We start from the raw sequence: 26,060 nt of genomic DNA on the forward strand, positions 1-26,060 counted from the left end.
ACGAAAAAGCCCGGACAACTGTCCGGGCTTTTTCTTGGCCAAGTGCTTTGTGGCGGCCTGCACACCTCGTAGGTGTGCGCCATGCGCACCGAGCCCGACACTCGCGTCAGGGTCGGCGCGCAAGGCTCAGAGAACCTCAGGCGTTACAGATAGTTCTCGGTAATGTCGTCGATGAAGCCTTCGCTGCGCAGCTCATCCAGCGCTTTCTGCAGACGCTGCACCACCTCGTCCGGGGTATCCTTGTTCAGCGCCAGGTACAGCTCGGCATCCCTGAAACGCAGCACGGTATTGAGGCCGGTGACGTCTTCCTGCTTGGCCAGATAACGGCCCACCGGGTCGGTGGTGGCCCACAGGTCGATTTGCCCACGCACCAGCTTCTTCACGTTCTCCTGGTCACGCAGGGCGTTGATCGGTTCCAGGCCCTGGCTCTCCAGGTTCTGGCTGACGGCATCGTTCTTGTAGGCACCGATACGGTACTTGGCAGCGTCCTGCAGACTCGACACCTTGATGTCGTTACCCGGCGCGGCGAGCAACACCCAGCCGGTCTTGGCGATCGGGCCGACCCATTTGAACAGCGGCTTGCGCTCCTCGGTATAGGTGGTGGAGAACAGCCCGTAGTTGGGTTTGTCCAGCGTCAGGCGATACAGGCGGTCCCAGGGGAAACGCAGGGTCAGGGTGTAGTCGATGCCGGCACGCTTGAACATCTCGCGCACGATGTCGGCACTGATACCGTCAATGCCGTCGTCACGGGCGAAGTTCTTGTCGTCCACCGCCATGTTGAAGGGCGGGAAATTCTCGGTCAGCAGCACCACCTTGTAATCCTGCGGCAACTCCGCGTGCGCGGAACCGCAAAGCATGAACAAGGCGACAAACAGGCTTTTCTTCAGAGTATTCAGCATAAGACGTACCGCTCGCATGATTTTGGTTATGGCTAGCGACATCCTTGCATGGGCCCGAGCCCGGTCATTGGCACTCAGTGGCTCTGCCATCCATGGCAAGCGACCGACTCATGGCCGGTCGCGTGTTCGGTGCTTACAGGTAGCTATTGAGAATATCGTCGACGAAACCTTCAGCGCGCATCTGATCCAGCGCTGCCTGTAACTTGGCGACGATCTCGTCGGGCATTTCCTTGTTCAGCGCCAGGTACAGCTCGGCGCTGTCGAAGCGCAACACGGTGCGCAGACCGGAAATCCCCTCCTGCTTGGCCAGGTAGCGGCCGGCAGGGTCCCCCGTGGCCCAGAGATCGATCTGCCCGGCCACCAGCTTGCGTGCATTTTCCTGGTCACGCAACGAGGTGCTGTGCTCCACACCCTTGTCGGCCAGGTATTCGGAGATGGCGTCGCCCTTATAGGCGCCGATGCGGTATTGCTTGGCCTCATCCAGGCTGGCCAGATTGATCGAACTGTCACCCTTGGCCAGCAGCACCCAGTCGTCAGGACCGATCGGGCCAACCCACTTGAACAGTTGCTCACGCTCCGGCAGGCGCGCGGTGACGAAGACGCCGTAGCTCGGCTTTTCCAGCGCCAGCTTGTAGATACGATCCCAGGGGAAACGCAGGGTCAGGCTGTACTTGACTCCGGCACGCTTGAACATCTCTCTGACCACATCCACGGCAATGCCATCGATGTTGTCTTCCTGAGCGAAGTTCTTGCCGTTGATCGCCATGTTGTAAGGCGGGAAGTTCTCGGTAAGCAGGACCACGCTGTAGTTCGGGTCCACTTCGGCGCGCACCGCACCAGCGAGCACCATAAGGGTGCCGGCAAGCGCGAATAGCAGACGTTTGAACATGACATTTCTCTTTGTGTGAAAAGGCAGACTGCCTCAGGATAACCGCCGTACCCTCCCCGGCCCAGCGGTTACTGGCAATGTGCCTCAGTAGCGCGCCTCGATGCCCTTCAATGCACCCTCGGCCCGCAGTGCATCCAACGCACCCTGCAACTTCTGCACCAGCTCATCAGGGGTTTGCAGGTTGAGCGCAAGATAGAGATCGACCGAGTTTAAGTGCTGAACCACCTTGAGGTCCTCTACGCCCTCCTGACGGGCTGTAAGCAGTCCGGCCTGGCTGGAAGCAATCCACAGATCGATCTGACCTTTATCGAGCTTCCTGACATTCTCGGCATCACGCAGCGCAGTCTGTACCTCCAGACCTCTGTCCAGCAGGAACTGGGTTTTGGCATCCCCCTTATAGCCACCTATCCGGTAACGGCGCGCGTCTTCGATACTAGCCAGTTGGATCGGGCTGTCGCCCTTGGCGAATAACACCCAGTCGTACCTGGAAATAGGCCCGACCCATTTAAACAGCCCCTCACGCTCGGCTGTGCGTGCGGTGGAGAACAACCCGTAACCAGCATCGTCCAGTGTCTGCTGGTACACGCGCTGCCATGGAAAACGCAGGATCTGCTGGCACTCGACCTCGGCACGCTCGCATACCGCACGCAGGATGTCGGAGCTGATACCCGTCACACCCTCGTCACGGGCATAGTTGGTGCCGGATACAGACATGTTGAAAGGTGGCATGTTTTCCGTGAGCAGCACCAGCGGTTCGGCGCGCGCGAGGCTGAGGCCACACGATAGGGCCAGTATGGTCACGAATCGAAGAAGGAACATGGGGACTCCGTGTCGGAAAGTTCGGCAAGGGAACGCCATCCGCCAGAAGCAGAGGGCATGGGATTTAGGGATGAAGAGTGATTTTAGTCGCATCGCTGGCACTTTGCCGTCGACTCGCCCGCAGCTTTCGTTACCAGCCTTGTCGAGCGGCCAACGGGCCACGACCGTGGCCCGAACAGGCTGGAGCTCTAGCGCACCACGATACCGCGACTGGCCAGGTAAGCCTTGGCTTCCGGCACAGTGTATTCGCCGAAGTGGAAGATACTCGCGGCCAGCACGGCATCGGCCTTGCCTTCGAGGATGCCATCGGCCAGGTGCTGCAGGTTGCCGACGCCGCCAGAGGCAATCACCGGCACGCGCACGGCCTCGCTGATGGCACGAGTCACGCCCAGGTCGTAGCCGCTCTTGACGCCGTCCTGATCCATGCTGGTCAGCAGGATTTCGCCAGCACCCAGGTCTTCCATCTTGCGCGCCCACGCCACGGCATCCAGACCGGTCGGCTTGCGCCCGCCATGGGTGAAGATTTCCCAGCGGCCCGGCTCGCCTGGTGCAGACACACGCTTGGCATCGATGGCAACGACGATGCACTGCGAGCCGAAACGCGCCGCGGCTTCGCCGACGAACTCGGGGTTGAACACCGCAGCGGTGTTGATCGACACCTTGTCGGCGCCGGCATTGAGCAGATTGCGGATGTCCTGCACGGTACGCACGCCGCCACCGACGGTGAGCGGGATGAACACCTGGCTGGCCATGCGCTCGACGGTATGCAGGGTGGTGTCGCGACCATCGACGCTGGCGGTGATGTCGAGGAAGGTGATCTCGTCGGCACCCTGCTCATCGTAACGACGAGCGATTTCCACCGGATCACCGGCATCGCGGATGTTCTCGAACTTGACGCCCTTGACCACGCGGCCGTTGTCCACGTCGAGGCAAGGAATGATGCGTTTGGCCAGTGCCATGTCGACTTCTCTCGTAGGGTGCGCCGCGCGCACCGATAAACCGTCAGCGGTGCGCACCGCGCACCCTACCCATTAACCCTTGAAGCTGTCGCAGAAGGCCTGGGCCTCAGCCACATCCAGGGTGCCTTCGTAGATGGCGCGGCCGGTGATGGCGCCGATGATGCCGGGCGAACGCGCCAGCAGCAGCTTCTCGATGTCGCCGAGGTTATGGATGCCGCCGGAGGCGATCACCGGAATGCGGCTGGCAGCGGCCAGCACAGCTGTGGCTTCGACGTTGCAGCCCTGCATCATGCCGTCTTTGGCGATGTCGGTATAAACGATGGCGGACACGCCGTCAGCCTCGAAGCGCTTGGCCAGGTCGGTAGCCTGCACGCTGGACACTTCCGCCCAGCCATCGGTGGCGACGAAGCCGTCCTTGGCATCCAGGCCGACGATCACCTTGCCCGGGAAGGCCTTGCACGCCTCGGTGACGAATTCAGGCTCCTTCACCGCCTTGGTGCCGATGATCACGTAGCTGACGCCGGCACGCACGTAGTGCTCGATGGTTTCCAGGGTGCGGATGCCGCCGCCGATCTGGATTGGCAGGGTCGGGTAGCGCTTGGCAATGGCGGTGACCACTTCACCATTGACCGGCTGCCCTTCGAAGGCGCCGTTCAAGTCGACCAGATGCAGACGACGGCAACCGCCCTCGACCCACTTGGCGGCCATGCTCACCGGGTCATCGGAGAATACCGTGGAGTCTTCCATGCGGCCCTGGCGCAGACGCACGCAGGCGCCGTCCTTCAGATCGATAGCGGGGATAATCAGCATCGGTTGAACCTGCTCAAGTCTTGGAATTCGTAAAAGGCGCTCAGCTTTTCTCGAGCGCCCAGAGGTCGCTTTCGATGCTTTCGAACCTGTCTTTCAGGTGCGCCTGCACATCGAGAATCGCCTTGTTGTAATAGTGCGGCGCCAGCTCGCGAGTGATCTGGTCGAGGACTTCCTGCACTTCGAAGGTGCCCAGTTGCAGCTCGAAACGCTCGTCGAGAAAGCGTTGCAGCATCAGCAGCGCGGCCTGCTCCTGGGCAGGCTCGAGCGCGAGACTGGGAACCTTGTTGCGGGCCATTACCAGCGACCATCCCAAGCGGCGAAGTTCTGCAGCAGCTGCAGGCCGTGGGTATGGCTCTTCTCCGGGTGGAACTGCACGGCGAAACGCGAGCCCTCGGCCAGCGCCGCGGCGAAATCCTTGCCGTAGTGGCCGCGACCGACCACCTGTTGCGGCTTGCCAGCCTCGATGTAATAGCTGTGCACGAAGTAGAAACGCGCATTGTCCGGAATGTCGTGCCACAGCGGGTGCTTCACCGCCTGGCTGACCTGGTTCCAGCCCATGTGCGGCACCTTCAGGCGCTCGCCGTCTTCGTTCAGATCCTTGCCGAAGAAGCGCACCTGACCGGGGAACAGGCCGATGCAATCGACGCCGTCGTTCTCTTCGCTGCGCTCGAGCAGCGCCTGCATGCCGACGCAGATGCCGAGGAACGGGCGGTCGGCGCTGACTTCACGCACCAGCTCGTCGAAGCCCAGGCGCCTGATCTCGGCCATGCAGTCGCGGATCGCGCCGACGCCGGGAAACACCACGCGGTCGGCCTCGCGGATCACCTTGGCGTCCGAGGTCACCAGCACCCGACCAGCGCCGACATGCTCCAGCGCCTTGGCCACCGAGTGCAGGTTGCCCATGCCATAGTCGATTACGGCTACCGTCTGCATTTACAGGCAGCCTTTAGTGGACGGCATCTGCCCGGCCATGCGCGGGTCCAGCTCCACGGCCATGCGCAGGGCGCGGCCGAAGGCCTTGAACACGGTTTCGATCTGGTGGTGGGTGTTGTGCCCACGCAGGTTGTCGATGTGCAGCGACACCAGCGCGTGGTTGACGAAGCCCTGGAAAAACTCCTGGAACAGATCGACGTCGAAGTTGCCGACCACCGCGCGGGTAAAGGGCACATGCATCTGCAAGCCCGGACGACCGGAGAAGTCGATCGCCACGCGCGACAGCGCTTCGTCCAGCGGCACGTAGGAATGACCGTAACGGGTCATACCCTTCTTGTCGCCAATGGCCTTGGTGAAGGCCTGGCCGAGGGTAATGCCGACGTCCTCGACGGTGTGGTGGTCGTCGATATGCAGATCGCCCTTGCACTCGATATCGAGGTCGATCAGACCATGACGGGCGATCTGGTCGAGCATGTGCTCGAGAAAGGGCACACCGATATCGAAGCGCGCCTTACCGGTGCCATCCAGGTTGATCGAGACCTTGACCTGGGTCTCCAGGGTGTTGCGCTCGACGAATGCCGTACGTTCGGCCATCACCAGCTCCACGAATTACTAACGGAAAAAGGCCAGCATTATAGGCGTGCCGGGGCGGCAACGGCTACCGGCGATGGTCGGACGGGCAGAAACGAAAAAGCCCGCGCAGGCGCGAGGCCTGAGCGGGCTTTTCCACAAGCACGGCGTTACTGGAACAGCACGACGGTCTTCTGCAGGGTGATCCACACACCCCAGGCCAGCGGTATACCCACCACCAGCCAGGCAGCGACTGCCACCGGCTTGCTCGACGGATCAGCCGACCACTCCAGCTCGCTCGCCGCCGGCGCCGACTTCTCGCCATGGGCGCGCTCGGCGGCCAGCTCGGCCTCGGTCATGAAGTACTTCGGCGCCACCGGACGCACCAGAGCGTTGCAGATGAAGCCCAGCACCAGCAGGCCGGCAAGGATGTACAGGGTGATGTCGTAGGCCGCAGCCTTCTCCACACCGATGCTCAACTGGTACTCGCGCAGGTAGTTGACCAGCACCGGGCCGAGCACACCAGCTACCGCCCAGGCAGTCAGCAGGCGACCGTGGATCGCGCCGACCATCTGCGTGCCGAACAAATCGGCCAGGTAGGCCGGCACGGTGGCGAAGCCGCCGCCGTACATCGACAGGATGATGCAGAACGCCAGCACGAACAGCGCCAGGCTGCCCAGGTGACCGAGCATAGGCACCGAAGCGTAGAGCGCGAAACCCAGACCGAAGAACACGAAGTAGGTGCCCTTGCGACCGATGAAGTCCGAGCAGGAGGCCCAGAAGAAGCGGCCACCGATGTTGAACAGACTGAGCAGGCCGGTGAAGCCCGCAGCGATGGCGGCGATCTCGACCAGTTGCGCGGAACTGAGCTCGTTGAATGCCAGGTCGACACCGATCAGCTTGCCGGCGAAGACTTCCTGCAGCAGCGGCGAAGCCATGCCGATGATGCCGATACCGGCCGACACGTTCAGGCACAGCACAGCCCAGACCAGCCAGAACTGCGGGGTCTTCCACGCGGTATTCACGTGTACGTGGCCCTTGGTGATCATCGCGTTGTTGGCCTTGGCTGTCGGCGCGGTCCAGCCCGCCGGTTTCCAGCCGGTCGGCGGAACGCGGTAGGACAGCGCGCCACCCATCATGAAGATGAAGTAGATCACCGCCATGACCACGAAGCTCTGCCAGACGCCAACGCCTTCAGCCGACGCGAAGTGATTCATCAGAATCGCCGCCAGCGGCGCACCGACCATCGCACCACCACCGAAGCCCATGATCGCCATACCGGTAGCCATGCCGCGCTTGTCCGGGAACCACTTGATCAGGGTCGAAACCGGCGAGATGTAGCCCAGGCCGAGACCGATACCACCGATTACCCCCGACCCCAGCCATAGCAGCCAGATCTGGTGGGTATAGATACCCAGCGCGGAAATCAGCAGACCACCGCACCAGCACAGCGCGGAGACAACGCCCGCCTTGCGCGGGCCAGCATGTTCCAGCCAGCCACCCCAGATGGCAGCCGAGCAGCCGAGGAAAACGAAGAACAGGGTGTAGATCCAGCCGAGCATGGAGATCTGCCAGTCGCAGTTGCTGGCGAAAATCTGCTCGAAGAAGCCCATTTCCGGGGCACAGGCCGTGGCAGCGGTGATACCGACCGCCTTCGACAGCGGCAACCAGAACACCGAGAAGCCGTAGGCCATGCCGATACAAAGGTGAATGGCGAGAGCGGCTGGCGGAACCAACCAACGGTTGAAACCGGGGCGCGCGATGATGCGCTCCTTGGACAGAAATGCAGGCTTCGCCGCATCGCCGTCCAATACAAAGGCGTCAGTCATAGATAGGTCTCTTTTTATGGTTACGAGCAAGCAAGGGCAATCGCATAGACTCGCCGAGGTAAAAGCTTGCGGAGAGTAGCACCAGGGCGCGACAAATCGCCGCGCAAGAAGTCAATTTTTATCAATTTATGCAGATTTTTTGCTTTTTACGCAAAAACCTAAAAGACCTCGTCTATTGCGTGATAGACAGCGTCGATCCGGCCGCCAATCCGCTGCACGGCGCAGCTGCGGGGAACCGCTCGAACCTATTCCGATCCAAGCTCGAGCCGATCCCTGTTCACCGCCTCAAGCAGGCGCCTGGACATGGCGGCATGACGCTATAATCGGCAGTCTTCTGCACACCGCCATTCCAGCTCTCGAAACCAAGGACCCGTTCATGAAAGCGTTAGGCAAGATCCTGGGCCTTTTCTTTCTCGGCTTGCTGCTGATCGTAGTGGCGCTGCTGTTCGCCCTGACTCATCTGTTCGACCCCAACGACTACAAGGACGAGATCCGCCAGATCGCCCGCGACAAGGCCAACCTCGAGCTGCAGCTCAGGGGCGACATCGGCTGGAGCCTGTTCCCCTGGCTGGGCCTGGAGCTGACCGACGCCACCCTGGCCAGCGCCGACACGCCGGACAAGCCGTTCGCCGACCTGCGCATGATCGGCCTTTCCGTCCGCGTGATGCCGTTGCTGCGCAAGGAAGTGCAGATGAGCGATATCCGCGTCGACGGTCTCAATCTCAACCTGCAGCGCGACGACAAAGGCCGTGGTAACTGGGAAGGCGTCGGACGCCCCACCCAGGCCAGCGCGCCGCAGCAAACACCCAGCGAGCCGGCGCCGAGCGAAGAAACACCGCCGAGCCAGCCGAGTGACAAACCAGCCGGTCAGCCGGTCAAGCTGGATATCGACAGCCTGACCCTGAGCAACTCGCGCATCGACTACAGCGACGCGCAGAAGGGCCAGCAATTCACCGTCGAGAACATCGAGCTGAAAACCGGCGCCATCCGCGAAGGCGCCAGCATCCCGGTCAAACTCAGTGCCTTCTTCGGCACCAACCAGCCGGTGCTGCGCGCACGCAGCGAGGTTGAAGGCCAGCTGCGTTTCGACCGCGTGCTCAAACGCTACCAGTTCGAAGACCTCAAACTGGCTGGCGAAGCCTCGGGCGAGCCGCTCAAGGGCAAGACCCTCAACTTCTCCGCCCAGGGCCAACTGCTGGTCGACCTGGCCGCCAACGTCGCCGAATGGAACGGTCTGAAGCTCTCCGCCAACCAGCTGCGCGCCCTCGGCGAGATCAAGGCACGCGAACTGGACAAGGACGCCAAGATTTCCGGCGGCCTGTCCATCGCCTCGCTCAACTTGCGCGAGTTCCTCGAAGGCGTGGGCGTCGAGCTGCCGGCCATGCAGGCCAGCGATAGCCTCAACCAGTTCGAACTGGTCAGCCGCCTGAATGGCTCGAGCAAGGGCATGATGCTCGAAGAGCTCAACCTCAAGCTCGACGGCAGCACCTTCACCGGCAAGCTCGGCGTGAGCGACTTCGCCAAGCAGGCCCTACGCGCCGATCTCAAGGGCGACAAGCTCGACCTGAACCGCTACCTGCCGCCCAAAAGCCAAGACAGCGCCGCTGCAGCGCGCAAGGCCGAGGTCAAGGACAGCATCGCCGGCGCCGGCAAGGACGGCTCCACCCCACTGCCCAACAAACCCACCCAGCAGGCCTGGAGCGACGACAAAGTGCTGCCGGTGGATCAGTTGCGCAAACTCGACCTGCAACTGGCGCTCAGCCTCGCCCAGCTCACCTACGACAAGCATCAGTTCAGCGACGTCAATCTCAAGGCCAATGGCCGTGGCGGCCTGATCACGGTGGAAGAGGCGCGCGGCAAACTGCAAGGCGGCAGCTTCGTCAGCAGCGGTCGCATCGATGTGCGTCAGGCCGAGCCGATGCTCAGCCTAGAACAGCGCCTCAGCCGCATGCCGCTGGAACCGCTGCTGAAGAAGGACGATCAACCTTCGCCGATCAAGGGCCAGCTCGATCTGGACGCCAAGTTCAACACCCGCGGCAACAGCCAGAAGGCCTGGATCGAAGCGCTCAATGGCAACGCCAGTTTCGTCCTCAACGACGGCGTGCTGGTCGACGCCAACCTCGAACAACAACTGTGCCGCGGCATCGCCACCCTCAACCGCAAGGCGCTGAGTAACCCGCCAACCGGCAAGGACACCCCCTTCCGCGAACTCAAGGGCAGCCTCAGCGTGCGCGACGGCGTCGCCCACAACCCGGATCTCAAGGCCCAGGTGCCGGGCCTGGCAGTCAGCGGCAACGGTGACCTCGACCTACGCGTGCTCGGCCTCGACTACAAGGTCGGCATCACCCTGGAAGGCGACCAGCGCGAAATGCCGGACCCGGCTTGCCAGGTCAACGAGCGCTACGTCGGCATCGAATGGCCGCTGCGCTGCCGCGGCCCGCTGGAACTCGGTGCCAAGGCTTGCCGCCTGGATCAGGACGGCCTGGGCAAGATCGCCGCGCGCCTGGCCGGCAACAAGCTGACCGAGAAGCTGGAAGAGAAACTCGGCGACAAGGTCAGCCCGGATCTGAAAGACGCACTCAAGGGCCTGTTCAACCGATGAGCCCCGAGCAGTTCAACGGCGCCGTGCTGGCCTGGTACGACCAGCACGGACGCAAGGATCTGCCCTGGCAGCAGAACATCACCCCGTATCGCGTCTGGGTTTCGGAAATCATGCTGCAGCAGACCCAGGTCAGCACCGTGCTCGGCTACTTCGACCGCTTTATGGCCGCGCTGCCCACGGTGCGCGACCTCGCCGAAGCGCCGGAAGACGAAGTGCTGCACCTGTGGACCGGCCTGGGTTACTACACCCGCGCGCGCAACCTGCAGAAGACCGCGCAGATCATCATGCGCAAGCACGGCGGCGAGTTCCCCCGCAGCGTCGATGCCCTTAGCGAACTGCCGGGCATCGGCCGCTCCACCGCCGGCGCCATCGCCAGCCTGAGCATGGGCGTACGCGCACCGATCCTCGACGGCAACGTCAAGCGCGTGCTGGCGCGCTACGTGGCACAGGAGGGCTATCCCGGCGAACCGAAGGTGGCCAAACAGCTGTGGGACGTGGCCGAGCGCTTCACCCCACACGAGCGGGTCAACCACTACACCCAGGCGATGATGGACCTCGGCGCCACCCTCTGCACCCGCAGCAAACCCACCTGCCTGCTGTGCCCGGTGCGCAGCGGCTGCCAGGCGCACCTGCTCGGCCTGGAAATCCGCTATCCGGTGCCCAAGCCACGCAAGGCACTGCCGCAGAAACGCACGCTGATGCCGCTGCTGGTCAATGACGCCGGCGACATCCTGCTCTATCGCCGCCCCTCCACCGGGCTGTGGGGCGGACTGTGGAGCCTGCCGGAACTGGACGATCTCGCACAACTCGCAGAGCTCGGCCAGCAGCAACAGCTCGAACTCGGCGAACGCCGCGAACTGGAAGGTCTGACCCACACCTTCAGCCACTTCCAGCTGGCCATCGAACCCTGGCTGATCGAGGCAACCGAACAGCCAGGTCGCGTGGCCGAGGCCGACTGGCTCTGGTATAACCTCGCCACCCCGCCGCGCCTGGGCCTCGCCGCCCCGGTGAAGAAGCTGCTCAAGCGCGCGGCGCAAGTCATTACCGCTGGAGAACCGACATGACCCGCACCGTACAGTGCCGCAAATACAAACAGGAACTGCCCGGCCTGGATCGCGCGCCCTACCCCGGCCCCAAAGGCGAAGACATCTTCACCAACGTGTCCAAGCAGGCCTGGGACGAGTGGCAGAAGCACCAGACCATGCTGATCAACGAGCGTCGCCTGAACATGATGAACGCCGAGGATCGCAAGTTCCTGCAAGCCGAGATGGACAAGTTCCTCTCCGGCGAGGAATACGCCCAGGCCGAAGGCTACGTACCGCCGAGCGAGTGACGACACCTGTGGGAGGGGCTTTAGCCGCGACAGCCGCTGCATGTTGCGCACGCCCCCCGGCCCGCCCTCCCCGCATTTCTCGATCACGATCCTAAGCGCCCGAAATAATTAAATATTTTTCAAACCCGCGCTTGACACTGATCCTTCAAATCCGTCTAATAGCGCCCCGTTGGCCCAGGTAGCTCAGTTGGTAGAGCAGGGGATTGAAAATCCCCGTGTCGGCGGTTCGATTCCGTCCCTGGGCACCATGAATAGCAAACAAAGAGCCTCAGCCATGCGCTGGGGCTTTTTGCTTTCTGCCTCCGGCTATTTCTCGTGCCATTGTTTCGCCTGCGCGACAAGCAACTGCAGCCAGGCGACACCTGCGACTCAGCATCCCTACATCGCCCAGCAAACGGCTTGGCGGTCACGGAAACGCTATGCTAGCTTGGCCGCCAGCCAGGACGGCCCGCCGTACGCCGGAGTGCATTCGAAGAAGAAGAGGACACCACCCCATGGCCGAGGCGACGCCCGCGCTGGAAATCCGCAACCTGCACAAACGCTACGGCGATCTCGAAGTGCTCAAGGGCATTTCCCTGACGGCCAAAGACGGCGACGTCATCTCCATTCTCGGCTCCTCCGGCTCCGGCAAGTCCACCTTCCTGCGCTGCATCAATCTGCTGGAAAACCCGCATCAGGGTCAGATTTTCGTCGCCGGTGAAGAGCTCAAGCTCAAGGCCGCGAAGAACGGCGATCTGGTTGCTGCCGACAACAGGCAGATCAATCGCCTGCGCAGCGAAATCGGTTTCGTCTTCCAGAATTTCAATCTGTGGCCGCACATGAGCGTGCTCGACAACATCATCGAGGCGCCGCGCCGCGTGCTGGGTCAGAGCAAGGCCGAGGCCATCGAGGTGGCCGAAGCGCTGCTGGCCAAGGTCGGCATCGCCGACAAACGTCACGTCTACCCCAATCAGCTTTCCGGCGGTCAGCAGCAACGCGCGGCCATCGCCCGCACCCTCGCCATGCAGCCGAAGGTAATCCTGTTCGACGAGCCGACCTCGGCACTCGACCCGGAGATGGTACAAGAAGTGCTTAATGTGATTCGCGCGCTTGCCGATGAGGGTCGCACCATGCTGCTGGTGACCCATGAAATGAGTTTCGCTCGCCAGGTTTCCAGCGAGGTGGTGTTTCTCCACCAGGGCCTGGTCGAGGAACAGGGGCCGCCCGCTCAGGTGTTCGACAACCCCAACTCGGCACGCTGTAAACAATTCATGTCCAGCAATCGCTAACACGGAGCAACATGCATGCAGAACTATAAGAAGATCCTGCTGGCCGCAGCCGCTACCCTGGCTTTCGGCACCAGCGCTGTCGCAGCTGACAAACTGAAACTCGGCACCGAAGGCGCCTACCCGCCCTTCAACCTGATCGACGCCAGCGGCAAGGTCACCGGCTTCGACGTGGAAATCGGCCAGGCGCTGTGCGCCAAGATGCAGGCCGAATGTGAAGTGGTCACCTCCGACTGGGATGGCATCATCCCGGCGCTGAACGCCAAGAAATTCGACTTCCTGATCGCTTCGATGTCGATCACCGAAGAGCGTAAGGCCGCGGTCGATTTCACCGAGCCGTACTACACCAACAAGCTGCAGTTCATCGCACCGAAGTCGGCCGACTTCAAGACCGATGCCGGCAGCCTCAAGGGCAAGGTGATCGGTGCGCAGCGCGCCACCATCGCCGGTACCTGGCTGGAAGACAACCTGGACAAGGTGGTCGACATCAAGCTGTATGACACCCAGGAAAACGCCTACCTCGACCTGTCCTCGGGCCGTCTCGATGGCGTGCTGGCCGACACCTTCGTCAACTGGGAATGGCTCAAGAGTGATGCCGGCAAAGAGTTCGAATTCAAGGGCGACCCGGTATTCGACAACGACAAGATCGGCATCGCCGTGCGCAAGGGCGACCCGCTGCGCGAGAAGCTGAACACCGCTCTGCAGGCCATCATCGAAGACGGTACCTACAAGCAGATCAACGACAAGTACTTCCCGTTCAGCATCTATTGATGACCTGAAGGCACTGCGCCGCCCATTGGGCGGCGCAATTGCCCGAGCCCTCCGATGATTTTCGAACTCCACGGATTCGGCCCCGCCCTGGCCGCCGGCACCCTGATGACCATCAAACTGGCGCTTTGCGCGCTGGCTGTAGGTCTGGTGCTCGGCCTGCTCGGCGCACTGGCCAAGACTTCGCCGTACAAGCCACTGCAGTGGCTCGGCGGCAGCTATTCCACCATCGTGCGCGGCGTACCCGAACTGCTCTGGGTGCTGCTGATCTATTTCGGCACGGTTGGCCTGATGCGCAGTTTGGCTGACCTGCTCGGCGTCGAGAGCCTCGAGCTCTCCGCCTTCGCTGCGGGCACCATCGCCCTCGGCCTGTGTTTCGGCGCCTACGCCACCGAGGTGTTCCGTGGCGCCATCCTGGCCATACCCAAGGGCCACCGCGAAGCCGGTCAGGCGCTCGGCATGTCCAAGGCGCGCATTCTCTGGAAGTTGATCCTGCCGCAGATGTGGCGTATCGCCCTGCCCGGCCTGGGCAATCTGTTCATGATTCTGATGAAGGATACCGCGCTGGTGTCGGTGATCGGTCTGGAGGAGATCATGCGCCGCTCGCAAATCGCGGTGACCTCCAGCAAGGAGCCCTTCACCTTCTATATGGTTGCGGCCTTCATTTACCTGGGCCTGACCGTTCTCGCCATGATCGGCCTGCATTTCCTCGAGAAGCGCGCTAGCCGCGGCTTCGTCCGGAGCGCCTCATGAACTGGGAAGTCATCATCAAGTGGCTGCCGCGCCTGTCCGAAGGCGCGCTGCTGACCCTGGAACTGGTGGCCATCGCCGTCATCGCCGGCCTGATCCTCGCACTGCCCTTGGGTATCGCCCGCGCGTCCAAACACTGGTATGTGCGCGCCCTGCCCTATGGCTACATCTTCTTTTTCCGCGGCACGCCGCTGCTGGTGCAGCTGTTCCTGGTCTACTACGGCCTGGCGCAATTCGACGCCGTGCGCCAGGGCCCACTCTGGCCCTACCTGCGCTCGCCTTACTGGTGCGCAATCATCACCATGACCCTGCACACCGCCGCCTATATCGCCGAGATCCTGCGCGGCGCTATCCAGGCCGTGCCGCCCGGTGAAGTGGAGGCGGCGCGCGCACTGGGCATGTCGCGGGCCAAGACCATGTTCTACATCGTCCTGCCGCGCGCTGCGCGTATCGGCTTGCCGGCCTACAGCAACGAAGTGATCCTGATGCTAAAGGCAAGCGCCCTGGCCAGCACCGTGACGCTGCTGGAACTGACCGGCATGGCGCGCACCATCATCGCGCGCACCTATCTGCCGGTGGAGATTTTCTTCGCTGCCGGCCTGTTCTACCTGGTCATCGCCTTCGTTCTGGTGCGCGCCTTCCGCCTGCTGGAGCGCTGGCTGCGCGTCGACGCCTGCCAGGGTCGCTAAGCCAACCGGGCAGCCACTTGGCGGCCCGGCTCAACCAGACGCATGAGCGCCATGTCCGAGCCCATTCTTACCTCAGGCGATCTGCTCGCCCGTTTCCAGGCCCTGGACAGCTTTCTTCTGCAGCACCAGGCTCTGTGGCGCCCACGGCCGTTTCATTACCTGCAACTGCCCTGGGAAGCAGAGCTGGCGGAACTGGCTACCTGGCTGCGCAGCCGCTCCCTGGAACAGGCTGAAGCCAGCGACAACAGCCCCTTCGCACTCCCTGCACCTGCCCCCTTTCCCGACCTGGCCCGCCAAGCGCAAACGCTTAGCCAGTTGGGCGAGATTCCGAGCCTGGACAGTTCGCCGCGTGCACACACCCTCAGCGTCGATGTGCCCGGTAGAAAGCTGGCGCAGATACGGGCCTTCGCCAGTCACCTACCGTTTCGCCAGCACCCCACGCACTGGCTCGACTGGTGCTCCGGCAAGGGCCACCTGGGCCGCTGGCTGACCCAGGATGACCAGCGCCTGACCTGCCTGGAGTACGATCCGGCGCTGATCGAATCTGGTAGCGCACTGAGCAAACGCCTGGGACTGGACGCCGCACACATACAGCAGGATGTGCTGGCCGATGATTGCAACCAGCGGCTGACGAAAGAACATACCCCGGTGGCCTTGCACGCCTGCGGCGACCTGCATGTACGCCTGCTGCAACTGGCCAGCCGCAAGGGATGCTCACAACTGGCGGTCGCGCCCTGCTGCTACAACCGCATCGCCGCCATGCACTACCAGCCGCTGTCGACGGCCGCGCAGGGCTCGGACCTGCTGCTATCACGCGACGACCTCGGCCTGCCGCTGAGCGAAACCGTCACCGCCGGCGCGCGCGTACGCCGGCAACGCGACCAATCGATGGCCTGGCGCCTGGCCTTCGACCTGCTACAGCGCCAGCTACGTGGCATCGATGCATACCTGCCAACCCCCTCGCTGCCCAGCGACTGGCTCAGCAAACCCTTCGCCCACTTCTGCCACGACCTCGCCGCGCTGCGTGACGTGCCAGCGCCTGGTGAGCAGGACTGGCCAGCATTGGAAGCTCGCGGCTGGCAACGTCTGGCCGAAGTGCGCAATCTGGAACTGCTGCGCAACCTGTTCCGCCGGCCACTGGAACTCTGGTTGCTGCTCGACCGCGCCCTGTATCTGCAGGAACAGGGATACAGCGTGAAGCTGGGCACCTTCTGCGAATACCGCCTGAGCCCACGCAACCTGCTACTGCTGGCAGAGCGCGTCTGAGTTGCGCACAGAAGCTGTGGATAACTCTGTTGATCCTTTCTGGGCACATGCTGCAAAGCCACTTGGGAATTGCCTCGTAGACATCTGATCACTTTTCGAACAGTCTTCGAAGCCCTAGCAAAAACAATAACTTGCGAAAAGTCGTGATCGAATGCACAGAGCCGGTGCGCCACCGTCGCTCGCGCCTTCTCTTTGTGCATAAGCCAGAAGCTGCTGATAGCCGAGTCCGGAAAAACCTGACTCGAAGGTGGCTTTACTCAGGCCGATGAATGGATATAATGGCGGCCCTTCAGTGCCGGTATAGCTCAGCTGGTAGAGCAACTGACTTGTAATCAGTAGGTCCCGGGTTCGACTCCTGGTGCCGGCACCATCTAATATCAGGGCCTGCTTTCATGCAGGCCTTTTTTGTTTTTGCTCCTGCCCACATCCGTCGCTTGTTCATTGCACTTACCGCACTCGGCCCGTGGGTATGGCGAAAAGTTACATAGCGAGGTTATGAGCAGATGCGCATTCTTGTTACCGGCGGCGCCGGCTTCATCGGTTCGGCCCTGATTCGCCATCTGATCCAAAGTACCGAGCATGAAGTACTCAACCTCGACAAGTTGACCTATGCCGGCAACCTGGAGTCGCTCACACCCATCGATGACAACCCGCGCTACCGCTTCGTCCAGGGCGACATTGGCGACAGCGAATGCGTCGCGGCAACGCTGGCCGAGTTCCAGCCCGACGCCATCATGCACCTGGCGGCCGAGTCTCATGTCGACCGCTCCATCGATGGCCCGGCTGCGTTCATCCAGACCAATATCGTCGGCACCTACAGCCTGCTGGAAAACACCCGCGCCTATTGGCTTGGCCTGAGTGCTGAGCGCAAGGCAGCCTTTCGCTTTCATCACATTTCCACCGACGAGGTGTATGGCGACCTGCATGGCGTCGACGATCTCTTCACCGAAACCACCCCCTACGCGCCCAGCTCGCCTTATTCGGCGAGCAAGGCGGCGTCCGACCATCTGGTGCGCGCCTGGCAACGCACCTATGGCCTGCCGGTGCTGATCACCAACTGCTCGAACAACTACGGCCCCTACCATTTCCCCGAGAAACTGATTCCGCTGATGATCCTCAACGCCCTGGTGGGCAAACCGCTGCCGGTGTACGGCAACGGTCAGCAGGTACGCGACTGGCTGTACGTGGAGGACCACGCGCGCGCCTTGCTCAAGGTGGTCAGCGAAGGGCAGGTCGGCGAGACCTACAACATCGGCGGACACAACGAGCAGAAGAACCTCGACGTGGTACGCGCCATCTGCGCGCTGCTGGAGGAGCTGGCACCACAGAAGCCCACCGGTATCGCGCGCTATGAAGACCTGATCACCTACGTGCAGGATCGCCCGGGTCACGATCTGCGCTACGCCATCGACGCGGGCAAGATCGAACGCCAGCTGGGCTGGGTACCGCAGGAAACGTTCGAAACCGGTCTGCGCAAGACCGTACAGTGGTATCTGGACAATCTCGACTGGTACCGCCGCGTGCAGGATGGTAGCTATCAGGGTCAGCGACTCGGCGCACTCTAAGGAGCAGGAATAATGAAAGGCATCATCCTCGCCGGAGGTTCTGGCACCCGACTGCACCCCATTACCCTCGGCGTGTCCAAGCAGCTGCTGCCGATCTATGACAAGCCGATGATCTACTACCCGTTGTCGGTGCTGATGCTGGCCGGCATTCGCGAGATCCTGATCATCTCAACCCCCGAGGATTTGCCCAACTTCCAGAAGATGCTCGGTGACGGCAGCCAGTTCGGTATCGAACTGCAGTATGCCGAGCAACCCTCTCCTGATGGTCTGGCCCAGGCCTTCCTGATCGGCGAGCCGTTCATTGGCAACGACTCGGTGTGCCTGATCCTCGGCGACAACATTTTCCACGGCCAGCATTTCACCGAGAAACTGCTGCGCGCAGCCAGTCATGACAGCGGTGCCACCGTCTTCGGCTACTGGGTCAGCGATCCCGAGCGGTTTGGGGTGGTCGAATTCGACGCCGCCGGCAACGCGCTGTCGATCGAGGAAAAGCCGGCAAAACCCAAGTCCAGCTTTGCCGTGACCGGTCTGTATTTCTACGACAACGACGTGGTGCAGATCGCCAAGGCGGTGAAACCCTCGCCACGCGGCGAGCTGGAAATCACTGACGTCAACAACGCCTATCTGGCCCGCGGCGACCTGCGCGTGGAGCGTTTCGGCCGCGGCTTCGCCTGGCTCGACACCGGCACCCACGACAGCCTGATCGACGCCTCGCAATACGTGCAGACCGTGGAAAAGCGCCAGGGTCTGAAGGTCGCCTGCCTCGAAGAGATCGCCTATCAGCAGGGCTGGATCGACCGCGACCAACTGCTCGCGTGCGCCAAGGCGCTGGGCAAGACCGGCTACGGCCAGTACCTGTACAAACTGGCGGAGGAGTCGCTGTGAAAGTGATCGCAACCGCACTGCCGGAAGTGCTGATTCTCGAACCCCAGGTATTCGGTGACGAGCGTGGCTTCTTCTACGAGAGCTTCAACGCACGGCGCTTTGCCGAAGCCACCGGGGTAACCCGCGAATTCGTCCAGGACAACCATTCGCGCTCCGCCCGCGGCGTGCTGCGCGGCCTGCACTATCAACTGCAGCAGGCCCAGGGCAAGCTGGTGCGTGTCAGTGCCGGCGAGGTCTATGACGTCGCGGTCGACGTACGCCGCAGCTCGGCGAATTTCGGCAAGTGGGTCGGCGTACATCTGTCCGCCGAGAACAAGCGCCAGCTGTGGGTGCCGGAAGGCTTCGCGCATGGCTTCCTAGTGCTCAGCGAATACGCCGAGTTCCTCTACAAGACCACCGACTACTATGCCCCGGCCCACGAGCGCTGCATCCGCTGGGATGATCCACAACTGGCCATCGACTGGCCGCTCGACGGTCTGACGCTGCAACTCTCGGCCAAGGACCAGCAGGGTATGAGCCTGACCGAAGCCGAGACCTTCGCATGAAGATTCTTATCAGCGGCCACACCGGCCAGGTCGCCCGTGAACTGCAACTGGCCTTGCGCGAGCACGAACTGATCAGCCTCGGCCGGCAGGCATTCGACCTGTCGCGCCCGGACAGCCTGCGCGAAACCATGCTGCGCGAGCGTCCCGCGCTAGTGATCAATGCCGCCGCGTACACCGCCGTCGATCAGGCCGAACAGGAGCGTGAACTCGTCTTCACCATCAATGCCGAAGCGCCGGGCGCCATGGCCGATGCCTGCTTCGAGCTGGACATCCCGCTGATCCACTACTCCACCGACTACGTCTTCGACGGCAGCAAGGCCACCGCCTACCGTGAGGCCGATACGCCACGCCCGCTGGGCGTCTACGGTGCCAGCAAGGTGGCAGGCGAACAGGCGCTGCGCATCAGCGGCTGCGACCACCTGATCCTGCGCACCAGCTGGGTCTACTCGCAGCACGGGCGCAATTTCCTGCTGACCATGCAGCGCCTGCTGCAGGAGCGCGAGGAGCTCAGCGTGGTCGACGACCAGATCGGCGCGCCGACCTGGGCCGGCAGTATCGCCAGCGCCACCGCCGAGCTGATCGACAAGTGGCAGCAGGGGCGCCATCACTGGGGCACCTACCACCTGACCTGCCAGGGCGAGACCAGCTGGTTCGGCTTCGCCAGCGCCATCGCCGAGCGTCTGCGTGCTGCCGGCAAGCCCTGCGCCAGGCTGCGCCCCATCCCCAGCAGCGAGTACCCGACACCGGCGCAGCGCCCACTCAATTCGCGCCTGGATGGCGAGCGCCTGGAGCAGGACTGGCAGGTTCGCCTGCCGGACTGGCGCACGGCACTGGATGCCTGCCTGCAGCGCATGAGCTGACGCCCTGCGTTTCATCAGCGGCGCCCGGCGCACGTCACCGGCCGCACGCTTAACGTGCATAATGCGCCGATCATTTCGACTCGGTTTGCCATGAGCACGAACACCGCCACTCCCCGCCGCCTGCGCTGGCGCAGCCTTGTGCTGCTGGCGCTGCTGCTCGCTCCGCTGCTGTGGCCGGTGCATTACCTGGCCGAGCGTTATTACCGTGAGGTGCTGATCGAGCAGAACCGGCAAACGCTGGATCTGTACGTCGCCAACCTGCTCGGCACGCTGCGTCGTTACGAGGTCCTGCCGCAGATTCTCGGTGACCTGCCCGGCCTGCGCGCCGCGCTGCATGCACCCGAAGACCCCGCCGCGCTGGACAACGCCAACCGCCTGCTGGCCCGCATCAAGAGCCAGACCGGCGCCGACGTGATCTACCTGATGAACCCGCGCGGCGTCACCCTGGCCGCCTCTAACTGGGATAAACCCGACAGCTTCGTCGCCGGCAACTTCGCCTTCCGCCCCTACTTTCGCGAAGCGCTGGCCGGTCGTCTGGGCCGCTTCTTCGGCCTCGGCACGACCTCGGGCAAGCGCGGTTACTACTTCGCCTATCCGGTGCGCGAGGACGACCACAATATCGGCGCACTGGTGGTCAAAGTCGACCTCGACCACACCGAAACGCTGTGGGGCAACACCCCGGAACAACTGCTGGTCACCGACACCAATGGCGTGGTCATCCTCACTTCGCGGCCGGACTGGCGCTTTCACGCCAGCCGCCCGCTGGACCGTGTCGAGCAATCGGCGATCGCCGCCAACCAGCCCTACCCGACCCAGGCACCGCCCCTGCTCGATATCGACCCGAACGCCTGGCTGACACAGAGCCGCGCCCTGGAAGAAACCGGCTGGACGGTGAGCATCCTCGCCCCGCGCATACTCCTCGACCGCCCCGTACGCAGCGCCGTGGCCGTCGGTGCAGCCGCCCTGCTGGCGCTGCTGTTGCTGCTGGGCCTGTTGATACTGCGCCGCCGTCATTACCTGGAACGCATTGCCCTCGACGCCCGCGCCAAGGCCGAGCTGGAACAGCGCGTGGCCGAGCGCACGCAGGATCTGGAACTGCTCAACAGCCGCCTCAAGCAGGAAGTGCTCGAGCGTGAACAGGCCCAACAGGAACTGGTGCGCGCTCAGGACGAGCTGGTCCAGGCCGGCAAACTCTCGGCGCTCGGCACCATGAGCGCGAGCATCAGCCATGAACTCAACCAGCCGCTGGGGGCCATCCGCAGCTACGCGGAGAACGCCAGCACCCTGCTCGATCACCAGCGCAGCGACGATGCCCGCGCCAACCTCAAGCTGATCAGCGAACTGACCGAGCGCATGGCCTCGATCATCGCCCACTTGCGCGCCTTCGCCCGCCGCGACCGCCACGCACCGGAGCGGGTCGCACTGCAGCCAGCGCTGGACGACGCCCTCTCCCTGCTTGCCAAACGCCGCAGAGCGATGGACGTGGAACTGATCCGCGACCTGCCGGACGCCACCCTCTGGGTCCAGGCCGGCGAGACGCGGCTGCGCCAGGTGCTGGGCAATCTGCTCGGCAATGCGCTCGATGCCTTGGTCGACAAGGCACCGCCACGCCGTATCTGGATCAGCATCGAGCATCAGGCCGAGCACCTTCATCTGTTGCTGCGCGACAATGGCCCAGGATTCTCGACCGAGTCCCTGGCGCGCGCGCGCGAGCCCTTCTTCACCACCAAGACCAGCGCCCAGGGCCTGGGGCTGGGGCTGGCCATCTGCGATAGTCTGGTCCGCGCGCTGGACGGCGAACTGCTGCTGGCCAATCATCCGGCCGGCGGCGCGCTGATCACCCTGCGCCTGCGCCTGGCCAGCCCAGGCGTCAACCTGCAACCTTCAGAGGACCCTTCGCCATGACCAGCGACAGCGCCATCGACAGCCGCATTCAGGTACTGCTGATCGACGACGACGCCCACCTGCGCCAGGCGCTCAGCCAGACGCTCGACCTGGCCGGGCTCAAGGTCCTCAGCCTGGGCGACGCGCAGGGCCTGCCCGCACGTATTCCCGTCGGCTGGCCGGGCGTGGTGGTCAGCGACATTCGCATGCCGGGCATCGATGGCCTGCAACTGCTGCAGCAATTGCGCGAGCGCGATGCCGAGCTGCCGGTGCTGCTGATCACCGGTCACGGTGACGTGCCGCTGGCCGTCCAGGCGATGCGCGCTGGCGCCTACGACTTCCTGGAAAAGCCTTTCGCCAATGACGACCTGCTCGACAGCGTACGCCGCGCTCTGGAGCTACGCCGCCTGGTGCTGGACAACCGCAGCCTGCGCATGGCGCTCAATGACCGCCAGCAACTGTCCAGCCGTCTGGTTGGCCAGTCACCCGCCATGCAGCGCCTGCGCGAACAGATCGGCGCCCTGGCCGGCATCGCCACCGACGTGCTGATTCTCGGCGAGACTGGCGCCGGCAAAGAGGTGGTGGCGCGCGCCCTGCACGACCTGTCCAATCGCCGCGAAGGGCCTTTCGTCGCCATCAACGCCGGGGCCCTGGCCGAGTCGGTGGTGGAAAGCGAGCTGTTCGGCCATGAGGCCGGCGCCTTCACCGGCGCGCAGAAACGACGCATCGGCAAGTTCGAATTCGCCAACGGCGGCACCCTGTTCCTCGACGAGATCGAGAGCATGAGCATGGATGTGCAGGTCAAACTGCTGCGCCTGCTGCAGGAGCGCGTGGTCGAGCGCCTTGGTGGTAATCAGCTGATCCCGCTGGATATCCGCGTCATCGCCGCGACCAAGGAGGATCTGCGCCAGGCCGCCGATGCCGGGCGCTTCCGCGCCGACCTCTACTACCGTCTTAACGTCGCGCCGCTGTCCATTCCACCGCTGCGCGAACGCGGCGAGGATGCCCTGCTGCTGTTCCAGCACTTCGCCGATGGGGCGGCCGCCCGCCACGCCCTGGCGCCGCGCGAGCTGCAGCCGGGGCAGCGCGCGCTGCTGCTGCGTCACCCATGGCCGGGCAACGTGCGCGAATTGCAGAACGCCGCCGAGCGCTTCGCCCTGGGCCTGGAACTGGCACTCGACAGCAACGCGCCGAACCTGCCACCGGTCAACGGCGGGCTCAGCGAGCAGGTCGAAGCTTTCGAACGCGCCCTGATTGCCGCCGAACTGAGCCGCCCGCACGGCTCGCTGCGCAGCCTGGCCGAAGCTCTGGGCGTGCCGCGCAAGACCCTGCACGACAAACTGCGCAAACATGGGCTGAATTTCTCCGGCGCTGGCGGAAGCTCGCCAGAGGACTTCGACTGACTGGCGACAAACCGCCAGTTCCCTCCCTGCCGTTCTGTCGCGGGCGGCCTCATACGCCCGCCCGACTTTCGGCAAAGAGCCATCAAAGCCCACAGCCATGGGCCTTTGCACGGCACGCAAGGTTGGCGCATAGCAGACTGGCACAAGGGTTGCTCTAGGCTAACCTCAAGCGAACCCACAAGTACAAGTCCAGGCCTCGCTGATGCCACCGGCGTTTTTCCCCAAGCCGCCTAGACTTGCTCTTGTCCGTTCGCCAGCAGCGCCCCGGCGCAAATGCGATAAACACAACAAGAGGAAGCATCCGCATGTTCAAACTGACTGCCAAGGCGCTGGCTTGCGCCCTGTCCCTGTCCATCGCTGGCGTGGTTCACGCTGCCGACCCGATCGTCATCAAGTTCTCCCACGTGGTTGCCGAGCACACCCCGAAAGGTCAGGGTGCCGTGCTGTTCAAGCAACTGGCAGAAGAGCGCCTGGGCGACAAGGTCAAGGTCGAGGTCTATCCGAACTCCTCGCTGTTCGGCGATGGCAAGGAAATGGAAGCGCTGCTGCTCGGCGACGTCCAGATGATCGCCCCGTCCCTGGCCAAGTTCGAGCATTACACCAAGCAACTGCAGGTATTCGATCTGCCGTTCCTGTTCGACGACATGGCTGCAGTCGATCGCTTCCAGAAGAGCGCTGAAGGCCAGAAACTGCTGACCTCCATGACCGACAAGGGCATCACCGGCCTGGCCTACTGGCACAACGGCCTGAAGCAGCTGTCGGCCAACAAGGCGCTGCTGGAGCCCAAAGACGCCCGTGGCCTGAAATTCCGCGTACAGGCTTCCGCCGTACTGGAAGAGCAGTTCAAGGCCGTGCGCGCCAACCCGCGCAAGATGAGCTTCGCCGAGGTTTACCAGGGCCTGCAGACTGGCGTGGTCAACGGTGCCGAGAACCCCTACTCGAACATCTACAGCCAGAAGATGCACGAAGTGCAGAAGTACATCACCGAGTCCAACCATGGCCTGCTGGACTACATGCTGATCACCAACACCAAGTTCTGGGACGGTCTGCCGGCTGACGTACGCGACGAGCTGAACAAGATCATCGCCGAGGTCACCGTCGAGGTGAACAAGCAGGCTGACGCCCTCAACGAAGGCGACAAGCAGCGCATCGTCGAGGCAGGCAGCACCGAGATCCTGACTCTGACTCCGGAGCAGCGTAACCAGTGGCGCGAAGCCATGCAGCCGGTGTGGAGCAAGTTCGAAGGCGAAATCGGTGCCGACCTGATCAAGGCAGCCCAAGCCGCCAACCAGCAGTAAGGCCGGAGAGCCGTAGGGTGGGCAGTATCGCCAGATACTGACCCACCGCGGCGTCAACGACGCCGACATGCTGCAACTGGTGGGTCGGCCGCATTCGTACCGCCCCACCCTACGCCCTTTCCATTCGGGAGAACCGACCATGAACGCCTTGCGGCGCGGCTGGGAGCACTTCGAGGAAGGCTTTATCGCTTTCCTCCTGGCGACCATGACGCTGATCACTTTCGTCTACGTGATCCTCAACAACTTCTACACCCTGTTCTACTGGCTGGGTGACTATTTCGGCGGTAACGAGACCCTGCTCGCTATCGGCGACTCCATTCTCGACATGGCCCAGGCGATGACCTGGAGCAATGCCCTGACCAAGGCCCTGTTCGGCTGGCTGATCTTCTTCGGCCTGGCCTACGGTGTGCGCACCGCCGGCCACATCGGCGTCGACGCCCTGGTCAAACTCGCCCCGCGCGGCATCCAGCGCATCATCGGTGTGATCGCCTGCTCGGCCTGCCTGGGCTATGCCGGCCTGATCGCCGTTGGCAGCTTCGACTGGGTGCACACCCTGTTCACCGCCGGTATCGGCGCCGAAGACCTCGGTCACTACGGCATCCAGCAATGGCATATCGGCATGATCGTGCCCTTCGGCTACGCCATGGTGTTCGTCCGCTTCCTGGAAATCCTCGTCCGTATCCTGCGCAACGAGCAGACCGGCCTCGGTCTGGCCGACGAAGCGGCCGATGCCCTGAAGGTCAATGAGCACGAGGAGCCCAAGCAATGACCGTCCTGTTCCTCTTCCTGCTGCTGTTCTTGCTGATGTTCATCGGCGTGCCAATCGCCGCGTCGCTCGGCCTGGCCGGTTCGATCACAATCATGCTGTTCAGCCCCGACTCGGTGCGCTCGCTGGCGATCAAGCTGTTCGAGACCAGCGAGCATTACACCCTGCTGGCGATTCCGTTCTTCCTCTTGTCCGGTGCCTTCATGACCACCGGCGGCGTGGCCAAGCGTCTGATCGACTTCGCCAACGCCTGCGTCGGCCACATCCGTGGCGGCCTGGCCATCGGCGCGGTGCTGGCGTGCATGCTGTTCGCCGCGCTGTCTGGCTCCTCGCCAGCCACCGTAGCGGCAGTCGGCTCCATCGCCATCGCCGGCATGGTGCGCTCCGGTTATCCGCAGGCGTTCGGCGCCGGCATCGTCTGTAACGCCGGTACCCTGGGCATCCTGATTCCGCCGTCGATCGTGATGGTGGTG

At 63.1% G+C, this 26,060-nt stretch carries 25 protein-coding genes, 2 tRNA genes and 1 pseudogene; 19 read left to right on the top strand and 9 right to left on the bottom strand.

The window, feature by feature from the left end:
- Positions 1-143: 143 nt before the first annotated feature.
- The 9 genes from BLR77_RS17605 to BLR77_RS17645 all read right to left on the bottom strand — a co-directional run bounded on the left by BLR77_RS17605 (position 144) and on the right by BLR77_RS17645 (position 7,708).
- Positions 144-899 carry a substrate-binding periplasmic protein gene (locus BLR77_RS17605; protein ID WP_074680203.1) on the bottom strand — a complete coding sequence of 252 codons (756 nt, stop codon included), beginning with the start codon at positions 897-899 and terminating at the stop codon, positions 144-146.
- A 133-nt stretch (positions 900-1,032) separates the two neighbouring features.
- Positions 1,033-1,788: a substrate-binding periplasmic protein gene (locus BLR77_RS17610; protein WP_074680205.1), complete on the bottom strand. Its 756-nt coding sequence runs from the start codon at positions 1,786-1,788 to the stop codon at positions 1,033-1,035.
- Between the two features lie 84 nt (positions 1,789-1,872).
- A complete protein-coding gene (locus tag BLR77_RS17615) occupies positions 1,873-2,607 on the bottom strand; it encodes a substrate-binding periplasmic protein (RefSeq protein WP_074680207.1) in 735 nt (244 codons plus the stop codon).
- Positions 2,608-2,795: 188 nt separating this feature from the next.
- Entirely contained in the window at positions 2,796-3,566 is a 771-nt protein-coding gene (gene hisF, locus BLR77_RS17620) for an imidazole glycerol phosphate synthase subunit HisF (RefSeq protein WP_017675945.1), read from the bottom strand.
- A 72-nt stretch (positions 3,567-3,638) separates the two neighbouring features.
- The gene (hisA, locus tag BLR77_RS17625) at positions 3,639-4,376 is read right to left on the bottom strand and encodes a 1-(5-phosphoribosyl)-5-[(5-phosphoribosylamino)methylideneamino]imidazole-4-carboxamide isomerase (protein ID WP_074680210.1); all 738 of its coding nucleotides are present in this window, start codon (positions 4,374-4,376) and stop codon (positions 3,639-3,641) included.
- Positions 4,377-4,416: 40 nt separating this feature from the next.
- Positions 4,417-4,671 carry a DUF2164 domain-containing protein gene (locus tag BLR77_RS17630; RefSeq protein WP_072424828.1) on the bottom strand — a complete coding sequence of 85 codons (255 nt, stop codon included), beginning with the start codon at positions 4,669-4,671 and terminating at the stop codon, positions 4,417-4,419.
- The gene (hisH, locus tag BLR77_RS17635; RefSeq protein WP_074680213.1) at positions 4,671-5,309 is read right to left on the bottom strand and encodes an imidazole glycerol phosphate synthase subunit HisH; all 639 of its coding nucleotides are present in this window, start codon (positions 5,307-5,309) and stop codon (positions 4,671-4,673) included. Before hisH ends, BLR77_RS17630 begins: the two co-directional genes overlap by 1 nt.
- Positions 5,310-5,903 (bottom strand): imidazoleglycerol-phosphate dehydratase HisB, encoded by a 594-nt coding sequence (gene hisB / locus BLR77_RS17640; RefSeq protein WP_074680216.1) that lies wholly within the window; start codon positions 5,901-5,903, stop codon positions 5,310-5,312.
- A gap of 146 nt (positions 5,904-6,049) precedes the next feature.
- Entirely contained in the window at positions 6,050-7,708 is a 1,659-nt protein-coding gene (locus BLR77_RS17645; RefSeq protein WP_074680218.1) for an OFA family MFS transporter, read from the bottom strand.
- Between the two features lie 376 nt (positions 7,709-8,084).
- Here BLR77_RS17645 and BLR77_RS17650 point away from each other — a divergent pair, with 376 nt between their 5' ends.
- From BLR77_RS17650 to dctM, 19 genes and pseudogenes are all read left to right on the top strand, one after another.
- Positions 8,085-10,310, top strand: a complete 2,226-nt coding sequence (locus tag BLR77_RS17650; protein WP_074680220.1) for an AsmA family protein — start codon at positions 8,085-8,087, stop codon at positions 10,308-10,310.
- Positions 10,307-11,374: an A/G-specific adenine glycosylase gene (mutY, locus tag BLR77_RS17655; protein ID WP_074680223.1), complete on the top strand. Its 1,068-nt coding sequence runs from the start codon at positions 10,307-10,309 to the stop codon at positions 11,372-11,374. Before BLR77_RS17650 ends, mutY begins: the two co-directional genes overlap by 4 nt.
- Complete coding sequence (locus BLR77_RS17660) at positions 11,371-11,643, top strand: oxidative damage protection protein (protein ID WP_021490485.1); 273 nt, start codon at positions 11,371-11,373, stop codon at positions 11,641-11,643. The genes mutY and BLR77_RS17660 overlap by 4 nt, the downstream gene beginning before the upstream one ends.
- Positions 11,644-11,815: 172 nt before the next feature.
- Positions 11,816-11,891 (top strand) — tRNA-Phe (locus BLR77_RS17665).
- A gap of 246 nt (positions 11,892-12,137) precedes the next feature.
- On the top strand, positions 12,138-12,911 hold the full coding sequence (locus tag BLR77_RS17670; RefSeq protein WP_072424824.1) for an ABC transporter ATP-binding protein: 774 nt from the start codon (positions 12,138-12,140) through the stop codon (positions 12,909-12,911).
- Positions 12,912-12,926: 15 nt separating this feature from the next.
- The gene (locus BLR77_RS17675; protein ID WP_074680225.1) at positions 12,927-13,679 is read left to right on the top strand and encodes an ABC transporter substrate-binding protein; all 753 of its coding nucleotides are present in this window, start codon (positions 12,927-12,929) and stop codon (positions 13,677-13,679) included.
- Positions 13,680-13,733: 54 nt separating this feature from the next.
- Positions 13,734-14,429 (top strand): ABC transporter permease, encoded by a 696-nt coding sequence (locus tag BLR77_RS17680; RefSeq protein WP_074680228.1) that lies wholly within the window; start codon positions 13,734-13,736, stop codon positions 14,427-14,429.
- Complete coding sequence (locus tag BLR77_RS17685) at positions 14,426-15,115, top strand: ABC transporter permease (RefSeq protein WP_074680231.1); 690 nt, start codon at positions 14,426-14,428, stop codon at positions 15,113-15,115. The genes BLR77_RS17680 and BLR77_RS17685 overlap by 4 nt, the downstream gene beginning before the upstream one ends.
- Positions 15,116-15,166: 51 nt before the next feature.
- Entirely contained in the window at positions 15,167-16,381 is a 1,215-nt protein-coding gene (locus BLR77_RS17690; RefSeq protein WP_074680234.1) for a methyltransferase, read from the top strand.
- Positions 16,382-16,675: 294 nt separating this feature from the next.
- Positions 16,676-16,751 (top strand) — tRNA-Thr (locus BLR77_RS17695).
- Between the two features lie 133 nt (positions 16,752-16,884).
- Positions 16,885-17,946, top strand: coding sequence for a dTDP-glucose 4,6-dehydratase (gene rfbB / locus BLR77_RS17700; protein WP_074680237.1), 1,062 nt, complete (start codon positions 16,885-16,887; stop codon positions 17,944-17,946).
- Between the two features lie 12 nt (positions 17,947-17,958).
- On the top strand, positions 17,959-18,831 hold the full coding sequence (gene rfbA, locus BLR77_RS17705; protein WP_074680239.1) for a glucose-1-phosphate thymidylyltransferase RfbA: 873 nt from the start codon (positions 17,959-17,961) through the stop codon (positions 18,829-18,831).
- The gene (gene rfbC / locus BLR77_RS17710) at positions 18,828-19,376 is read left to right on the top strand and encodes a dTDP-4-dehydrorhamnose 3,5-epimerase (protein ID WP_074680242.1); all 549 of its coding nucleotides are present in this window, start codon (positions 18,828-18,830) and stop codon (positions 19,374-19,376) included. Before rfbA ends, rfbC begins: the two co-directional genes overlap by 4 nt.
- Positions 19,373-20,236, top strand: coding sequence for a dTDP-4-dehydrorhamnose reductase (gene rfbD, locus BLR77_RS17715; RefSeq protein WP_074680245.1), 864 nt, complete (start codon positions 19,373-19,375; stop codon positions 20,234-20,236). Before rfbC ends, rfbD begins: the two co-directional genes overlap by 4 nt.
- A gap of 90 nt (positions 20,237-20,326) precedes the next feature.
- Positions 20,327-22,141, top strand: a complete 1,815-nt coding sequence (locus BLR77_RS17720) for a sensor histidine kinase (RefSeq protein WP_074680247.1) — start codon at positions 20,327-20,329, stop codon at positions 22,139-22,141.
- Entirely contained in the window at positions 22,138-23,523 is a 1,386-nt protein-coding gene (locus BLR77_RS17725; protein WP_074680250.1) for a sigma-54-dependent transcriptional regulator, read from the top strand. The genes BLR77_RS17720 and BLR77_RS17725 overlap by 4 nt, the downstream gene beginning before the upstream one ends.
- 305 nt (positions 23,524-23,828) lie before the next feature.
- A complete protein-coding gene (gene dctP, locus BLR77_RS17730) occupies positions 23,829-24,821 on the top strand; it encodes a C4-dicarboxylate TRAP substrate-binding protein DctP (protein WP_074680253.1) in 993 nt (330 codons plus the stop codon).
- Positions 24,822-24,960: 139 nt separating this feature from the next.
- Positions 24,961-25,590, top strand: coding sequence for a TRAP transporter small permease (locus BLR77_RS17735; protein ID WP_074680256.1), 630 nt, complete (start codon positions 24,961-24,963; stop codon positions 25,588-25,590).
- Positions 25,587-26,060, top strand: a pseudogene (gene dctM / locus BLR77_RS17740) (C4-dicarboxylate TRAP transporter large permease protein DctM); the annotation flags it as partial. The gene BLR77_RS17735 and the pseudogene dctM, both read left to right, overlap by 4 nt.

It is taken from the genome of Ectopseudomonas alcaliphila (assembly GCF_900101755.1).
GTDB classification, from domain to species: domain Bacteria; phylum Pseudomonadota; class Gammaproteobacteria; order Pseudomonadales; family Pseudomonadaceae; genus Aquipseudomonas; species Aquipseudomonas alcaliphila.

Excerpts from the sequence above, each read along its gene's own strand:
- BLR77_RS17605 (WP_074680203.1), bottom strand. The coding sequence starts at position 899 with ATGCTGAATACTCTGAAGAAAAGCCTGTTTGTCGCCTTGTTCATGCTT.
- BLR77_RS17610 (WP_074680205.1), bottom strand. The coding sequence starts at position 1,788 with ATGTTCAAACGTCTGCTATTCGCGCTTGCCGGCACCCTTATGGTGCTC.
- BLR77_RS17615 (WP_074680207.1), bottom strand. The coding sequence starts at position 2,607 with ATGTTCCTTCTTCGATTCGTGACCATACTGGCCCTATCGTGTGGCCTC.
- hisF (WP_017675945.1), bottom strand. The coding sequence starts at position 3,566 with ATGGCACTGGCCAAACGCATCATTCCTTGCCTCGACGTGGACAACGGC.
- hisA (WP_074680210.1), bottom strand. The coding sequence starts at position 4,376 with ATGCTGATTATCCCCGCTATCGATCTGAAGGACGGCGCCTGCGTGCGT.
- BLR77_RS17630 (WP_072424828.1), bottom strand. The coding sequence starts at position 4,671 with ATGGCCCGCAACAAGGTTCCCAGTCTCGCGCTCGAGCCTGCCCAGGAG.
- hisH (WP_074680213.1), bottom strand. The coding sequence starts at position 5,309 with ATGCAGACGGTAGCCGTAATCGACTATGGCATGGGCAACCTGCACTCG.
- hisB (WP_074680216.1), bottom strand. The coding sequence starts at position 5,903 with ATGGCCGAACGTACGGCATTCGTCGAGCGCAACACCCTGGAGACCCAG.
- BLR77_RS17645 (WP_074680218.1), bottom strand. The coding sequence starts at position 7,708 with ATGACTGACGCCTTTGTATTGGACGGCGATGCGGCGAAGCCTGCATTT.
- BLR77_RS17650 (WP_074680220.1), top strand. The coding sequence starts at position 8,085 with ATGAAAGCGTTAGGCAAGATCCTGGGCCTTTTCTTTCTCGGCTTGCTG.
- mutY (WP_074680223.1), top strand. The coding sequence starts at position 10,307 with ATGAGCCCCGAGCAGTTCAACGGCGCCGTGCTGGCCTGGTACGACCAG.
- BLR77_RS17660 (WP_021490485.1), top strand. The coding sequence starts at position 11,371 with ATGACCCGCACCGTACAGTGCCGCAAATACAAACAGGAACTGCCCGGC.
- BLR77_RS17670 (WP_072424824.1), top strand. The coding sequence starts at position 12,138 with ATGGCCGAGGCGACGCCCGCGCTGGAAATCCGCAACCTGCACAAACGC.
- BLR77_RS17675 (WP_074680225.1), top strand. The coding sequence starts at position 12,927 with ATGCAGAACTATAAGAAGATCCTGCTGGCCGCAGCCGCTACCCTGGCT.
- BLR77_RS17680 (WP_074680228.1), top strand. The coding sequence starts at position 13,734 with ATGATTTTCGAACTCCACGGATTCGGCCCCGCCCTGGCCGCCGGCACC.
- BLR77_RS17685 (WP_074680231.1), top strand. The coding sequence starts at position 14,426 with ATGAACTGGGAAGTCATCATCAAGTGGCTGCCGCGCCTGTCCGAAGGC.
- BLR77_RS17690 (WP_074680234.1), top strand. The coding sequence starts at position 15,167 with ATGTCCGAGCCCATTCTTACCTCAGGCGATCTGCTCGCCCGTTTCCAG.
- rfbB (WP_074680237.1), top strand. The coding sequence starts at position 16,885 with ATGCGCATTCTTGTTACCGGCGGCGCCGGCTTCATCGGTTCGGCCCTG.
- rfbA (WP_074680239.1), top strand. The coding sequence starts at position 17,959 with ATGAAAGGCATCATCCTCGCCGGAGGTTCTGGCACCCGACTGCACCCC.
- rfbD (WP_074680245.1), top strand. The coding sequence starts at position 19,373 with ATGAAGATTCTTATCAGCGGCCACACCGGCCAGGTCGCCCGTGAACTG.
- BLR77_RS17720 (WP_074680247.1), top strand. The coding sequence starts at position 20,327 with ATGAGCACGAACACCGCCACTCCCCGCCGCCTGCGCTGGCGCAGCCTT.
- BLR77_RS17725 (WP_074680250.1), top strand. The coding sequence starts at position 22,138 with ATGACCAGCGACAGCGCCATCGACAGCCGCATTCAGGTACTGCTGATC.
- dctP (WP_074680253.1), top strand. The coding sequence starts at position 23,829 with ATGTTCAAACTGACTGCCAAGGCGCTGGCTTGCGCCCTGTCCCTGTCC.
- BLR77_RS17735 (WP_074680256.1), top strand. The coding sequence starts at position 24,961 with ATGAACGCCTTGCGGCGCGGCTGGGAGCACTTCGAGGAAGGCTTTATC.